The sequence below is a fragment of the Brevundimonas sp. UYEF29 genome (genome assembly GCF_040546195.1).
Taxonomy (GTDB): Bacteria; Pseudomonadota; Alphaproteobacteria; order Caulobacterales; family Caulobacteraceae; genus Brevundimonas; species Brevundimonas huaxiensis.
The window spans coordinates 1-13,715 of the sequence record NZ_JBEPNH010000010.1 but is presented as its reverse complement, the minus strand read 5'-3'; the positions used below and the strand labels follow the sequence as shown (position 1 = coordinate 13,715).

Here is a 13,715-nt window from a genome sequence, read left to right as displayed (position 1 = left end):
CGCCGGAGCCCGCATGCTGCTTGAAAACAAGGTCGTCCTGATCACGGGCGCATCGCGGGGCATCGGGCGGGCGACGGCGATCGAAGCCGCGCGTCAGGGGGCGGATGTCGCCCTGAACACCTTTCGAGACGAGGCAGCCGCCGCCCAGGTGGTCGCCGAGATCGAGGCGCTGGGCCGCCGGGCCATCGCCGTCGACGGCGACGTGGCCCAGCCCGAGAGCGCCGCAGCCTTCATCGCCGCCGCCGTCCAGGCGCTGGGCCGGGTGGACGTCTTCGTCTCCAACGCCGGCATCTGTCCGTTCCATGCCTTTCTCGACATGCCGGTCGAGACCCTGCGCCGGACGATGGAGGTCAATCTGCACGGCGCTTATTACATGGTGCAGGCGGCGGCCAATCAGATGGTCAAGCAGGGGGAGGGTGGCGCCATCGTCGCCATCAGCTCGATCTCGGCCCTGGTCGGCGGCGAGATGCAGACCCATTATACCCCGACCAAGGCGGGCGTGCACAGTCTGATGCAGTCCTGTGCCGTCGCCCTGGGGCGTCACGGCATCCGCTGCAACTCGGTCCTGCCGGGCACCATCGCCACCGACATCAACAAGGACGACCTCGCCGATCCGCAAAAGCGCGAATATATGGAAGGCCGCATTCCGCTTGGGCGTCTGGGCCGGCCCGAGGACATCGCCTCGGTCGTCGCCTTCCTGGCCTCGGACATGGCGGGCTATATGTCCGGCGCGGCGCTGCTGGTGGACGGCGGCGCCTTCGCCAACTTCCAGTAGGATGAGCGCGTGATCATTTCGTCGCCGAGCGATTATAGGGAAGCCGCGAGGCGCAAGCTGCCGCCCTTCCTGTTTCACTACATCGACGGCGGCGCCTACGCCGAGCAGACCCTGCGTCGCAATGTCGAGGACTGGCAGGCCATCGCGCTGCGCCAACGCGTGCTGCAGGACATGGCCAGCCTCAGCCTTGAGACCAAGCTGTTCGAGGAAACCCTGCGCCTGCCCATCATCCTGGCGCCCGTCGGCCTGACCGGCATGTATGCGCGCAGGGGCGAGGTGCAGGCGGCCAGGGCGGCGGCCTCGCGCGGCGTGCCGTTCACGATGTCGACCGTGTCGGTCTGCCCGATTGAGGAGGTCGCGCCGGCCATCGACCGGCCCATGTGGTTCCAACTCTATGTGCTGCGCGATCGCGGCTTCATGAGGAATGCGCTGGAACGGGCCAGGGCCGCAGGAGTGAAGAGCTTGGTCTTCACCGTCGATATGCCGACGCCGGGCGCTCGCTATCGCGACGCCCATTCGGGCATGAGCGGCCCCAACGCCGAAATCCGCCGCATGGTCCAGGCCATGACCCATCCGGCTTGGGCCTGGGATGTCGGGCTGCGCGGCACGCCGCACGATCTGGGCAATGTCTCGGCCTATCTGGGCAAGCCGACGGGCCTGGCCGACTACATCGGTTGGCTGGCCAATAACTTCGATCCGTCGATTTCGTGGAAGGATCTGCAATGGATCCGCGACTTCTGGGACGGCCCGATGATCATCAAGGGCATCTTGGATCCGCAGGACGCCCGCAACGCCGTCAGCTTCGGCGCAGACGGCATCGTGGTGTCGAACCACGGCGGACGGCAGCTGGACGGGGTGCTGTCGTCGGCTCGCGCCTTGCCCGCCATCGCCGACGCGGTGAAGGGCCAGCTGAAGATTCTGGTGGATTCCGGCATTCGCAACGGCCTGGATGTGGTTCGCGCCATCGCGTTGGGCGCCGACGCTGTCCTGCTGGGCCGGGCTTTCATCTACGCCCTGGCGGCGAACGGTCAGGCCGGCGTCGAAAACCTGCTGGACCTGTTCGAAAAGGAAATGCGCGTCGCCATGACCTTGACCGGCGCCAAGTCGGTGACGGGCGTGACCCGCGAGATGCTGGCGATTTGACACCGGATCAGTGCGTCATCCCCGCCACGAAAGCGGGGACGGCGCACATCTTCGCAAGTCCTAAGCCCCCAATGCCTCGATCAGGTCGCCCATGTTACGGATGAAGACCGAGGTGGAGACGCCCTCGACCGGGAAGTCGGTGTTGTAAGGCGAGGTGTCCCACAGGTCGCCGACGCGGGTCATCTGGTATTCGCCGCCGGTCACGGCGGTGGGCGAGGGGCCTTTGTACGGGTTTGACGTCGTTGTCAGCGGCGTGGGCCAATAGCCGCGCGCATTCAGCCCGGCCATGACTTCGGCCGCGCGACCGGCGTGAGGCGCGGTCGAGCGACGAGCGTCGCTGGACATGTCCCAGACATCGACGTCCTGAAGCGTGAAATACTTCGGCAGATTCAGCGAGCCGGGGCGCGCCTTCAGCGGAGAACCGCGCGTGGCCTCATCGACCGGCATGGCCGACAGACGCGCGTATTCGGCGCGCAGGGCCGGGGTGTCCACATTGCGGAACGAACCGTAGTGGACGATCAGATTGGTGGGGTTGTCGTCGGCGTAGTACTGGCCGTTGGCGATGTTGGACCCGCGCCGGTGGATATAGATTGGGGTGTTGGCGCCTTCGAGGATGAAGGTCGGGTGCGTGCGGCCCGGCGTGTTCAGCGGCGGCTTGGCCGCGACCTGATCCAGCCAGTCCATGGCCTCGGGCAGGCGGGCCAGATACTTGCGGTCGCCCGTCAGGCGATAGAAGCCCATCATCGACTTGATGTTGGTGCCGGTCGTGTGGGTGACGAAGGCTTGCGGCTCGATGGTCCGCGCGCCCGCCGGCTTCAGCGTGTCGGGGAAGTGTTGCAGACCCCAGGCCGGTTGCGGCTGCGGCTGCTGGGTCTTCACGAAGATGTCCATGCCGCGATTGATGGCGTCCAGAATCCTCGCATCGCCCCGGCCGTTCCGCGCCAGCCCGTGATAGGCGTAGATCAGGAACTCCAGGTTCTCGCCGGCCACGTCGTCGTTGAAGGTGATGTAGGGCGTATAGTCCGCATGGCCGTGCAGGCCGCCGTTCTCGACGAACGGATAGCGCTGGGGCCAGCCGCCGTTTTCGTACTGGCTCTCCAGCACGAAGCTGATCGCCTTGTTTAGCGGCGCCAGATATTTGCGATCCTTCTTCTCAAGGTAGATCCGCAGCAACAGTTGCGACGCCTCGGCTGTGCCCGCGTCGTCGAAGGTGGCGTTGCCGTAGTAGTGGTGGAATTCTTCCAGCCGCCATGCGTTGGCGGCGACCGTGCCGTACCACTGCTTCAGCGACTCCTCGCCGGCGGTATCGATCACATAGTTCCAGCCGCCCAGCGGGTGCTGACCCTTGACCAGGGCGTCCGCAGCCTTCTTGGCGGCTTCATAGTAAAATTCGTCGCCGGTGGCGTGATAGGCGTCCAAGAACAGATGGCCCACGGTCGCGGTGCCGGGCGGCTGGACCCAGATCATCGTCGGGTTGGCCTCGAGCTCGCCCCAACGTCGCGAGAAGTCGGGCAGATATTGCCAGACATAGCCGCCTTCGACGGCGGCCTCTTCGCTCATGAACCGAGCGGCGCGCTTCATGGTGTCCAGAATGGCGGCGCGCTCTGGCGACGCCTGGGCCAGGGCGGGACCTGAGGCGGCGAAGAAGGTGGCGGCGGCGCCCGCGGCCAAAAGAGCGCGGCGGTTCATGGACGTGACGGACATGGAAACTCCTGGTGTGACCTCTCTCGCACGGTTTCTTCTGACCGTTTAGCATCGTCACTGAAGCATGATTGACACCGGTTTCCTAGTCCTTTGGCGCTATTGAAAGAGGCCGCATAGACTTCTCCATGCGGCCTCCACCCAATCTCAAAATTCGCAGCCTCAGCGCCGGATATCGAACCCGCCGTCGCCCATGGCGGCGCGAACCTCGTCGGCGGTGAAAAGGTTGAAGTCGCCAGGGACGGAGTGTTTCAGGCCGGCGGCGGCGAGGCCGAAGTCCAGCGCCTCTTGATCCGACCACCCGCTCCATAGGCCGAACAAGACGCCGGCGGCGAAGGCGTCGCCGCCGCCGACCCGGTCAACGACGCCGGCCATGTGAATGGCCTCGGCTCTGGTTTCGATCACTTCTACCCCATTGCGCGTCAGCATGACCGCCGACAAGGCCTGATCGGCGACACTATCCTGAACGCGCAGGGTGCAGGCGATGCGTTGCAGGCGCGGGAAGGCGGCGAAGGCGGCCTTGGCGGCTTCACGACGACGCACGGCTGGGTCGGGGCTGTCGAATGTCGTCTTCAGCACAAGGGCGAAGTCGCGGTCGTCGGCGAAGGCGACCGTGGCGCCGGCCAGCATCTTGCCGAGCGTGGCTGGCGGATCGCCATCCCATTGTTCCCACAACTTGCCGCGGAAGTTGCCGTCATAGCTGACCTTCACGCCCTTCTTGACGGCGGCCTCGATGAGGGCGACGGCGGCGGCCGAGCCATTCGGCCCCGTCGCCGGCGTCACGCCCGAGGCGTGCAGCCACTCCACGCCGTTCAACATCTGGTCCCAGTCGAAGGCCGTATCGATATGTTCGACGAAGGCCGATCCGGCGCGGTCATAGAGGACTTCCGACGGACGACGCACAGCGCCGGGCGTCAGGAAATACAGGCCCATACGGCCGGGTTTGAAGACGACCTGAGAGGTGTCGACTCCGTGCTTGCGCACCTCGTCACGCACGCCGCGGCCCAGCGCATTGTCGGCCAGGACCGTCGCCATGCCGGTCGGCGCGCCGAAGCGGGCCAGCGACACGGCGACATTGGCCTCGGCGCCGGCCGGACGCACAGTCAGGGCAGGGGACTGCATCAGCAGTTCGTTGGCGTTGGGCGAAAACCGCAGCAGCATCTCGCCGAAGCAGAGGATGCGGCGGGAAGATGCAGCCTGGGTCATGATCGCAACGCTAGCCCCGGATCAACGCGCCTGCCAGCCGCCGTCGACCGGCAGGATGGCGCCCTGGACGTAGTCGGAGGCCCGGCTGGCCAGGAACACGGCCGCGCCGCCCAGGTCCGACGGCTCGCCCCAACGCCCGGCCGGGATGCGGCCCAGGATTTCGGCCGAACGCACCGGGTCCTCGCGCAGAGCCTGGGTGTTGGCGGTGGCGAAATAGCCGGGGGCGATGGCGTTGGCGGTGATGCGGTGCGGCGCCCATTCGTTGGCCATCAGTTTGGTCAGGCCGGCGACGCCCGATTTGGACGCCGTATAGGACGGCACGCGGATTCCGCCCTGGAAGGACAGCATTGAGGCGATGTTGATGATCTTGCCGCCGTCGCCCTGTTTGATGAACAGACGGGCGACCGCCTGGCTCATGAAGAAGACGGTCTTCAGGTTGATATTCATCACCAGGTCCCAGTCCGCCTCGGTGAAGTCGACGGCGTCGGCGCGGCGAATCAGGCCGGCGTTGTTCACCAGGATGTCGATCCGGCCCATGGCGGCCAGAGTTTCCTGCACGACGCGTTCGACCGGATCTATCGAGGTCAGGTCGGCGCTGATAGCGTGGGCGCGACGGCCCATCGCCTGTACCTTGGCGACCGTGTCGTCAGACTCCGACAGGGCGACCGAGACGATGTCGGCGCCCGCCTCAGCCAAAGCCAGGGCGATGCCTTGGCCCAGGCCGACATTGCCGCCGGTCACCAGCGCGACCTTGCCGGTCAGGTCGAATGGATTGCTCATGCTTTTCTTCCTCTTGTCCTGATTACTTCAGCTGGCAGATGTCGAGTTTGTACATGTCGGTGTAGTCGAGGTTCTCGCCGCCCATGCCCCAGATGAAGGTGTAGTTCGTAGTGCCTGCGCCGGTATGGATCGACCACGGCGGGCAGATTACGGCCTCCCCGTCGGCAATGACGATGTGGCGCGACTTGTCCGGTTCGCCCATGAAGTGAAAGACCCGATCGTCTCCGCCCAGACCGAAATACAGATAGGCTTCCGAGCGGCGGTCATGAATGTGAGGCGGCATGGTGTTCCACACCGAGCCTAGCTTCAGCACCGTCAAGCCCAGCAGTAACTGGCAGGACTTCACCTTCGCCGGCACGACATACTGGTAGATGGTCCGTTCGTTCGACGTCTCCAACGCGCCCATGTCCAGCGGCACGGCCTCGTCGATCGATATCTTTGTCAGGTCGTAGCGGGCGTGGGCGGGTGTGGCGACCAGATAGAATTTCGCCGGCTCGGCGGCGTTGTTCGAGGCGAAGCTGACTTCGCTCGATCCCATCGGCACATACAGGCCGTCACGGAAGCCCAGTTCGATAGTCTCACCATCCACTGTGATCGAACCGGGGCCGCCGATATTGACCACGCCCAGTTCACGGGCCTGCAGGAAGGGCGCGCCGGCCAAGGAGGGCGGCTCCGACTGCGTGGGCAGGTTCAGTGCGGTCTCAGCCGGGGTCGCGCCGCCGATGATCAGGCGCTCGTGGTGGGAGTAGTTCAGGCCGACCTTGCCCGGAACGAACAGGCCCTGGATCAGATAGCGATCGCGCAGCTGCTGGTTCGAGGCCCCGTCCATCATGTCGGGATGGGTGGCCTGATAGACTTTGTCGTACATGGGGTCGTACATGCCGGTCTCCCTGCGAACTCGCAGCGCGAGCCACCGAAACGGATCTTGCGCCCGTCCTTCTGTGGACTAGGTAACCGGTGTCATATAATGATGCAATCGATTAGACCAATGCCGCTCACATATGCCGGCATCGCTTCGCCACCGTCTTGAGGATTCCCCATGAAGATCGCTCTCATCATCGAAAACAGCCAGGCCGCCAAAAGCGAGACGGTGCATTCCGCTCTAACCGCTGTCGCCGAACCGCTGGGCCATGAAGTTTTCCACTATGGAATGTACGCGGCCGACGATAAGGCCTCGCTGACCTACGTCATGAACGGCGTGCTGACCGGCATTCTGTTGAACTCCGGCGCAGCCGATTTCGTCGTCACCGGCTGCGGAACCGGCATGGGCTCGATGCTGGCCTGCAACAGCATGCCGGGCGTCTTCTGCGGTTTGGTGATCGACCCGACCGACGCCTTCCTGTTCGGCCAGATCAACGACGGCAACGCCATCTCGATGCCCTATGCCAAGGGCTTCGGCTGGGCTGCTGAACTGAATCTGCAGGACGTGTATCGCAAGCTGTTCGAGGGCGAGCGGGGCCTGGGCTATCCCAAGGAACGCGCCGAGATCATGCGCAAGAATCGTGGCGTGCTCAGCGACCTGAAGTCGGTGACCTGCCACGACATGCTGACGGTTCTGAAGACGATGGACCAGGACCTGCTGAAGGCCGCCATCGCCGGCGAGAAGTTCCAGGACTATTTCTTCGCCAACGCCACCGACGAAGGCATTCGCGACTATCTGAAGGGCGTTCTCGCCGCCAAGCCTGCGCTCGAAACGGCCTGAGGCAGAGAGGGCGGCGCGCGATCACGCGCGCCGCCCCAACTCAGACTGACGGGATTGCCGACTTGCGCACCACCAGGGCCGGTCGAACTTCCGGCTGCTGCATCTTGGCTGGATCGACGCCCCGCATCGGCGCCAGCAGCTTTTCAGCCGCCATCCGTCCCATGTCGCGGATCGGCAGGCGCACCGAAGTCAGGTTGGGCCAAACCCGCGCCGCCATCGGCAGATCATCGAAGCCGACGACGGACAGGTCGCGCGGCAGCTCAAGGCCGCGATCTCGCGCCGCCTGCATAACCCCGATGGCCATGTCGTCGTTGAGGGTGAAGATCGCGGTCGGCGGCGTTTCCAGCGCCAAGAGGGCGTGGCCCGCCTCCACACCTGATTCGAACGTATAGGCGCCTTTGAAATCGTAAGCCGGGTCCAGCGGGATCCCGCGTTCGGCCAGAGCGTCCAGGAACCCCTTGCCCCGCACGGCCGACGAACGGAACAGGTCCGGCCCGCGCACCAGACCGATTCGCTTGTGTCCCAGGTCGGCCAGATGCCCCGCCGCCTCAGCCGCGCCGATCCAGTCATTGGTGACCACCATCGCCTGAGGTTCATCCAACGCCACCGAAGCGATGCGGACATAGGGGCAGTCGAGATCGCGCAGCAGGTCGATGACCTGTTCGTCCTCGGACACCGACGGCGGCATGATGACGCCATACAGACGTTGGCGCTCGACGAAGCCCCTGATGTCTTCCAGCAGGGTAGGGGAGTTGCGATTGCAAGGATGAACGACCAGTTCCAGGCCGGACCCTTTCAGCGCATCCAGCACGCCCTGCTGCATGTTCACGACGTAGGTCGGGCTGGGGTTGTCGTAGATCAGACCGACCAGGAACGAGCGTCGAAAGGCCAGGCCGCGCGCCTGTGGATCAGGCGTGAATCCCAGAGCCTTGATGACGGCGTTGACCTTTTCGCGCGTGTCTTCCTTGACGAACGGCGACTGATTGATGACCCGCGAGACGGTCTTCTTGGAGACCTGCGCCTCACGGGCGACATCGTTTATAGTTGCCCGCTTGCCCGGCTTGCCGGATCGCGGATCGTCTTGAGCCAAGGTTCGGCTCCTTCCCTATGTGCAGCTTGAAGGCATAGCCGCGACTCGCGGCCGACGCCATGGGGCTCCGTTAAAGCGTATTGACACCGGTTTCCTTCGTCGCTCTTATCGGAGCCTATTCACGAGGCGACACCTTTGACTTCGACCCCCTCTCTTGCGAGCCAGGACGACGCGCTGTCGGCCGACCCGGCGGCGATCGCACAGCAGTTCGTCGCCGCGCGTCTGGCGGCGCGCAGCACGCCCGACTATCCGGGCGTGATCCCTCAAAGCATGGCCGAATCCTACGCCATCCAGGACGTCGCCATCGGTCTGTTTCCCGATGAGGTCGTGGGCTGGAAGGTGGGCGGTGTCCCGCCCGAGCAGCAGCCGAAGCTGGGGATCCATCGTCTGGCCGGCGCCATTTTCGCGCGCAACGTCTGGCCGGCGCCCGGCGATACGGTCGTGCCTTTGCCCGAAATCGAGGGCGGGTTCGCGGCGGTGGAGGCTGAGTTCATTGCTCGGATCGGCGCCGACGCCGATCCAGCCAAGACCGACTGGACCATCGAAGACGCCATGGGCGTCGTGGACAAGGTCTTCATCGGCGTCGAGCTGGCCGGCAGTCCGCTTTCGACGATCAACGACCTGGGCTCCGCCGTCGTCGCCTCCGATTTCGGCAACAATGGCGGACTGATGATCGGTCCCGAGGTCGAGAACTGGCGAGAGCGTCTGGACGGCATCGAGGTCGAGACGGTGATCAATGGCGCCAGCGTCGGCACGGGCGGGTCGCAATCCCTAGCGGGCGGCGCGATGGAATCCGTGCGGTTTCTGCTGGAACATTGCGCGCGCTGGGGCCGCCCGCTGAAGGCGGGCACGCTGGTTTCGACCGGCGCTGTCACCGGCGTCCACCGTGTTCACGCGGGCGACGAGGCCGTGTGCATCTTCAAGGGTATCGCAGAACTTCACTGTTCGGTCGTCAGGGCCGAAGCTCAGTAACATCATCGGACGCCTACCCCGCCGCCGTTCAGGGACGGAAAAGAGCAGGGACGCGTCGAGGAATATTCAGGAACGGGTTTTCATAACCATGTCAGACGCTTCCGTCAGGCCGCCTCTCCAGATCAAGGCGCCGTCACCGGGCAAGTACCGGTGGCTGATCATGTGGCTGCTGTTCGCGGCCATGGTCATCAACTACGTCGACCGCCAGATGATCGGATTCCTCAAGCCGACGCTGTCAGCTGAATTCGGCTGGTCCGAGACGGACTATGCCGACATCGTCTTCTGGTTCCAGGCGTCCTACGCCGTCGCCTACCTGTTGTGGGGCCGGATCATGGACCGGATCGGCGCGCGTTGGGGGCTGGGGATCGCCTTCGGCATCTGGCAGATCGGTCATATCATGCACGGTGCAGCGCGAGACCTGTCACACTTCATGATGGCGCGGATGGTCCTTGGCGTCGGTGAGGCCGGCGGTTTCCCTGGCGGGATCAAGGCGGTCGCAGAGTGGTTTCCCAAAAAGGAACGCGCCTTCGCCACGGGCCTGTTCAACGCCGGCACCAACATCGGCGCCATTGTCACCCCTCTGATCGTTCCGGGCCTCGTGCTGGCCTTCGGCTGGCAGATGGCCTTCGTCATCACCGGGGCCTTGGGCCTGATCTGGCTGCCGATCTGGCTCTTGGTCTATCGCAAGCCGCGCGAGCAGAAGAAGCTGTCCGCGGCTGAGCTGGCCTATATCGAGCAGGACCCGGCCGACGTTGTCGAAAAGGTCAAATGGATCAAACTGCTGACGGTCAAGGAAACCTGGGCCTACGCCCTGGGAAAGTTCCTGATCGATCCGATCTGGTGGATGTTCCTGTTCTGGCTGCCGGACTTCCTGGGCAAGACCTATGGGCTGGATCTGAAGACCTTCGGCCCGCCGCTGGTCGCCATCTATCTCCTGTCCGACATCGGCTCGGTTGGTGGGGGCTGGCTGTCGTCGCGCTTCATGCATAGGGGCATGAGCATCAACAAGGCTCGCAAGATCACCATGTTGATCTGCGCCCTGTGCGCCGTGCCGGTGGCCTTCGCGGCTGAGGCGTCAAACCTTTGGCTCGCGGTCGGCATCATCGGATTGGCGACGGCCGCGCACCAGGGCTTTTCGGCCAATCTCTATGCGCTGCCGGGCGATGTCTTCCCCCGCTCGGCGGTGGGCTCGGTCGTCGGCATCGGCGGAATGCTGGGCGCCATCGGCGGCATGGCCATGGCCAAATACGCCGGCTACGTCCTGGAGAAGATCGGCACCTATACGCCCATCTTCATCGTGGCGGCCTCGGCCTATCTGATCGCGCTTCTGGTCATTCACCTGATCACGCCGAAATACGAACTGGCCAAGGTCTGACGAAAGGCTGCGTGGCTCAATGCCGCGACGTCATCAAGGATTGCGGCCGGGCGAGCGATCGTCCGGCCGTCGTCTTTTCACGAAGAAAGAACCGTGATGGATTTGGAACGCAGGACGCTTTTGGGTCTGGCGATGGGGGCCGTGGTTGGCGCATCCGGGGCGAGCGCGCAGACAGTGGCGGACGGCGGCCGCGCCGGTCCGGCCGACCCAACCGAGATCATCCGCCTATGGCCCGCCGGCGCGCCGGGCGGGCAGGGTGTGACCGTCACCCCCGTCGTGCCAGAGCGGTCGACCGATCCCGCCTTTCACGACCGCTACGCCCAGTACACCACCGATCCGATCCTGACCGTCTTTCGCCCCGAGCGGCCGAACGGTTCGGCGATGCTTCTTATCCCCGGCGGCGGCTATCGCTGGGCTGTGCTGGACAAGGAAGGGTATGACGTCGCGCGCGTCTTCGCCGCCAGCGGCACGACCTGTTTCGTCCTGCGCTATCGCCTGCCGGCTGACGGCTGGGCGGCCGGGGCCGACGCACCCCTTCAGGACGCACAGCGTGCGGTCCGTGTGATCCGCAGCCGCGCCGCTGACTATGGCGTCGATCCGCAGAAGATCGCCGTGCTGGGCGCCTCGGCTGGCGGCCATCTGGCGGGGCTGGCCAGCGCCCGGACGGACGCGACCTACGAACCGATCGACGCGGCCGACACGGTTTCATTGCGACCCGATCTGACCGTTCTGATGTATCCGGTCGCGACCATGGCGGACCCGTACGTCCACGCCGGATCGCGGACGCATCTGCTGGGCGATAGGCCGTCGGCCGAGCGGATCGCAGCCTATTCTCTGGAGCAGATGGAGTGGCGCAATGCAGCGCCCGTCTTCCTGCTGCACGCCATGGACGACGCGTCCGTGCCGGTGGAGAACAGCCTGCAACTGCTGGCCGCGCTCAAAGCCGCCGCTGTCCCGACCGAGGCGCATCTGTTCCAGGAAGGCGGCCACGGTTTCGGCGTCCGCCTGATCCAGGGCAAGCCCGCCCAGGTCTGGCCCGATCTGGTTCGCGCCTGGGCCGCCCGGCTGGATTTTCCGCTCTAGGTTCCCGGCTGGATATAGGGAATGGCCGAGAAGAAGGCCCGCTCGTCGCCGCGCGGATCATCGGCCATGCGCGGCTGGACATCCATCAACATCGTCTGGCGACGGGGCAGCTCATAGCGGTCCCAGCGCGGCAGTCCGGCATGGTTCGGATCGCCGTCGCGGCCCAGGGCGATGAAGGCGTCGCTTATGCGATCCGCCAGCGTTTGCGCGCCCGGCCCGCGCGTCCGCGAGCCGGGCGCCTCGACATTGTCGAACACCAACGGAATGTCGGCGGTATGGAAGGCGCCCCGGCGGCCCGAGGCCAGTTCGCCAGGGAAGTCGAGTTGATAGACCCAGGCGGGTGCGCCGGCCTTGGCCCGCTCCTCGGCCTCGATCACCGCGCCGCGCCAGGACCGCCCGGCCGTCGTCGCGGCGATCAGCACCTGGTCGGGCGACCATTCGGGATGCATGGCGCGATAGCCGGCGATCACGGCTTCGGGCGTGATGTCGATCCGCATGACGCCGGGCGACAGCCGCGCCGCCAAGGTGTCCCACGTCAGGCCGACGTTTTTCGGATCGTTGCCCATGAAGCCCAAGGTCTCTTCGCGCGTGTTGCCGATGATCATGGGGATCGACCGGCCCAGCGGCGCTGCGTCGGGATAAAAGGGGTGGCGGGGCAGGGTGCGGAAATCCAGCACCGGCCCGAAATACAGGCCGCCAAAGCCCAGGATCGGATCCTCGTTGCTCTGCGCCTCGAGCAGCCGCTCGACCGGCATCGTCGCCGCCTCGGCCGCCCGATCCGGCGTCAGGCCCAGAGCCTTCAGCCATGTCGTGGCTCGCGTCGTGGCGTTGATCGGCCCGGACGCGGTCACCTGCTGACCGCTCATGGTCGCGGCGCGGTGGAACAGACCCTGCGCCGCCGGCGTCGCCATCAGGGTAGCGATCTTTGCGCCGCCGCCGGACTGACCGAACAGCATCACTCTGGAAGGATCGCCGCCGAACGCAGCGATATTGTCCCGTATCCAATGCAGCGCCAGGATCAGATCCAGCTGGCCGACGTTGCCCGAATCTTCGAACCCCGGCGCTAGTCGCGCCAGATAGGCATAGCCGAAGACATTCAGCCGGTGGTTCAGCGTCACCACCACGACATCGCCGCGCGCCGCCAGACGCGTGCCGTCATACAGCGGGTCCGATCCCGATCCGCTCGAATAGGCGCCGCCGTGGATATAGACCATCACCGGTCGCCGACCCGCGTCGGTCCCCGGCGTCCAGACGTTCAGGAACAGACAGTCTTCACTTTGATTCGGCTCATCGCCGCGCTGCGGACTAGCCGCGCCGTAACGTGTTGCACGAACCGGGTCGCGCCAAGGCGTCGGCTTTTCTGGTGGTTGGAACCGCCGCGTCGGCGCTCCATATCGCACGCCTCTGAAGACGCTGACTCCCTCCCGTCGCAGACCGATCACCGGTCCTGCGGTTGTCATCACGCGATCTGGCGCAGTCGCCGCAAGAACGCCGGAGGGCGCCGAAAGCAGACCTGCGATCGCCATGCTGCTCAGCAGCGCCTTACGTCGCGTGATCATCGGTCGTCGCCCATCTGCCATCCAACGAGAGCGACCCTGACACCGGTATCATGATCATTCAATGCGCAATGCCTGCGAGATCGAGATGCAGGCGTAGACACCCGACGACAAAGGCCGAAGCCTCGTTTCGATGATGTTGGAACTTGGCCTAGGCCTTTGTCAGGCCGGTGGCGGAGAGGGTGGGAAAAAGATGCCCATGGCCACACTTGCGTTAAGGTGTTGATTTATCACGGTATGACGTGCCCCTGAGTTTTCATCCAGCGGCGACCAGAGTCCTTGGGTTAGTTACGCCTCGCAGCGTGGGGTGAGCAACAGGCCGGGCCGCGCAG

Annotated in this window: 12 protein-coding genes; 6 read left to right on the top strand and 6 right to left on the bottom strand. The window is 65.1% G+C overall.

The window, feature by feature from the left end; translation table 11 throughout:
• Positions 1 to 13 precede the first annotated feature (13 nt).
• Complete coding sequence (lra1, locus tag ABIB58_RS13725) at positions 14 to 775, top strand: L-rhamnose 1-dehydrogenase Lra1 (RefSeq protein WP_045811466.1); 762 nt, start codon at positions 14 to 16, stop codon at positions 773 to 775.
• A 9-nt stretch (positions 776 to 784) separates the two neighbouring features.
• On the top strand, positions 785 to 1,918 hold the full coding sequence (gene lldD / locus ABIB58_RS13720; RefSeq protein ID WP_354041614.1) for an FMN-dependent L-lactate dehydrogenase LldD: 1,134 nt from the start codon (positions 785 to 787) through the stop codon (positions 1,916 to 1,918).
• Positions 1,919 to 1,978: 60 nt separating this feature from the next.
• Here the strand turns inward: lldD and ABIB58_RS13715 are convergent, their stop codons facing one another.
• The 4 genes from ABIB58_RS13715 to kduI all read right to left on the bottom strand — a co-directional run bounded on the left by ABIB58_RS13715 (position 1,979) and on the right by kduI (position 6,473).
• Positions 1,979 to 3,622: a pectate lyase gene (locus ABIB58_RS13715; RefSeq protein ID WP_354041610.1), complete on the bottom strand. Its 1,644-nt coding sequence runs from the start codon at positions 3,620 to 3,622 to the stop codon at positions 1,979 to 1,981.
• Positions 3,623 to 3,781: 159 nt separating this feature from the next.
• A complete protein-coding gene (locus ABIB58_RS13710) occupies positions 3,782 to 4,825 on the bottom strand; it encodes a PfkB family carbohydrate kinase (protein ID WP_354041607.1) in 1,044 nt (347 codons plus the stop codon).
• A 21-nt stretch (positions 4,826 to 4,846) separates the two neighbouring features.
• A complete protein-coding gene (gene kduD, locus ABIB58_RS13705) occupies positions 4,847 to 5,605 on the bottom strand; it encodes a 2-dehydro-3-deoxy-D-gluconate 5-dehydrogenase KduD (protein WP_354041603.1) in 759 nt (252 codons plus the stop codon).
• A gap of 22 nt (positions 5,606 to 5,627) precedes the next feature.
• Positions 5,628 to 6,473, bottom strand: a complete 846-nt coding sequence (gene kduI, locus ABIB58_RS13700) for a 5-dehydro-4-deoxy-D-glucuronate isomerase (protein ID WP_045811493.1) — start codon at positions 6,471 to 6,473, stop codon at positions 5,628 to 5,630.
• Between the two features lie 171 nt (positions 6,474 to 6,644).
• Here kduI and ABIB58_RS13695 point away from each other — a divergent pair, with 171 nt between their 5' ends.
• Positions 6,645 to 7,307 carry an RpiB/LacA/LacB family sugar-phosphate isomerase gene (locus tag ABIB58_RS13695; RefSeq protein ID WP_045811471.1) on the top strand — a complete coding sequence of 221 codons (663 nt, stop codon included), beginning with the start codon at positions 6,645 to 6,647 and terminating at the stop codon, positions 7,305 to 7,307.
• 40 nt (positions 7,308 to 7,347) lie between these two features.
• Here ABIB58_RS13695 and ABIB58_RS13690 read toward each other — a convergent pair whose 3' ends face one another.
• On the bottom strand, positions 7,348 to 8,397 hold the full coding sequence (locus ABIB58_RS13690; RefSeq protein ID WP_045811472.1) for a LacI family DNA-binding transcriptional regulator: 1,050 nt from the start codon (positions 8,395 to 8,397) through the stop codon (positions 7,348 to 7,350).
• A gap of 135 nt (positions 8,398 to 8,532) precedes the next feature.
• Between ABIB58_RS13690 and ABIB58_RS13685 the strand changes: the two genes are divergently transcribed.
• The 3 genes from ABIB58_RS13685 to ABIB58_RS13675 all read left to right on the top strand — a co-directional run bounded on the left by ABIB58_RS13685 (position 8,533) and on the right by ABIB58_RS13675 (position 11,827).
• The gene (locus ABIB58_RS13685; protein ID WP_045811473.1) at positions 8,533 to 9,369 is read left to right on the top strand and encodes a 2-keto-4-pentenoate hydratase; all 837 of its coding nucleotides are present in this window, start codon (positions 8,533 to 8,535) and stop codon (positions 9,367 to 9,369) included.
• A gap of 88 nt (positions 9,370 to 9,457) precedes the next feature.
• A complete protein-coding gene (locus tag ABIB58_RS13680) occupies positions 9,458 to 10,744 on the top strand; it encodes an MFS transporter (RefSeq protein ID WP_354041596.1) in 1,287 nt (428 codons plus the stop codon).
• Positions 10,745 to 10,840: 96 nt separating this feature from the next.
• Positions 10,841 to 11,827 (top strand): alpha/beta hydrolase, encoded by a 987-nt coding sequence (locus ABIB58_RS13675; protein WP_354041593.1) that lies wholly within the window; start codon positions 10,841 to 10,843, stop codon positions 11,825 to 11,827.
• Here ABIB58_RS13675 and ABIB58_RS13670 read toward each other — a convergent pair.
• Positions 11,824 to 13,287 (bottom strand): carboxylesterase/lipase family protein, encoded by a 1,464-nt coding sequence (locus ABIB58_RS13670; protein WP_354041589.1) that lies wholly within the window; start codon positions 13,285 to 13,287, stop codon positions 11,824 to 11,826. The genes ABIB58_RS13675 and ABIB58_RS13670 overlap by 4 nt on opposite strands.
• Positions 13,288 to 13,715 lie beyond the last annotated feature (428 nt).

Coding starts and splice junctions, on each gene's coding strand:
- lra1 (WP_045811466.1), top strand. CDS start 14: ATGCTGCTTGAAAACAAGGTCGTCCTGATCACGGGCGCATCGCGGGGC.
- ABIB58_RS13715 (WP_354041610.1), bottom strand. CDS start 3,622: ATGTCCGTCACGTCCATGAACCGCCGCGCTCTTTTGGCCGCGGGCGCC.
- ABIB58_RS13710 (WP_354041607.1), bottom strand. CDS start 4,825: ATGACCCAGGCTGCATCTTCCCGCCGCATCCTCTGCTTCGGCGAGATG.
- kduD (WP_354041603.1), bottom strand. CDS start 5,605: ATGAGCAATCCATTCGACCTGACCGGCAAGGTCGCGCTGGTGACCGGC.
- kduI (WP_045811493.1), bottom strand. CDS start 6,473: ATGTACGACAAAGTCTATCAGGCCACCCATCCCGACATGATGGACGGG.
- ABIB58_RS13695 (WP_045811471.1), top strand. CDS start 6,645: ATGAAGATCGCTCTCATCATCGAAAACAGCCAGGCCGCCAAAAGCGAG.
- ABIB58_RS13680 (WP_354041596.1), top strand. CDS start 9,458: ATGTCAGACGCTTCCGTCAGGCCGCCTCTCCAGATCAAGGCGCCGTCA.
- ABIB58_RS13675 (WP_354041593.1), top strand. CDS start 10,841: ATGGATTTGGAACGCAGGACGCTTTTGGGTCTGGCGATGGGGGCCGTG.
- ABIB58_RS13670 (WP_354041589.1), bottom strand. CDS start 13,287: ATGACAACCGCAGGACCGGTGATCGGTCTGCGACGGGAGGGAGTCAGC.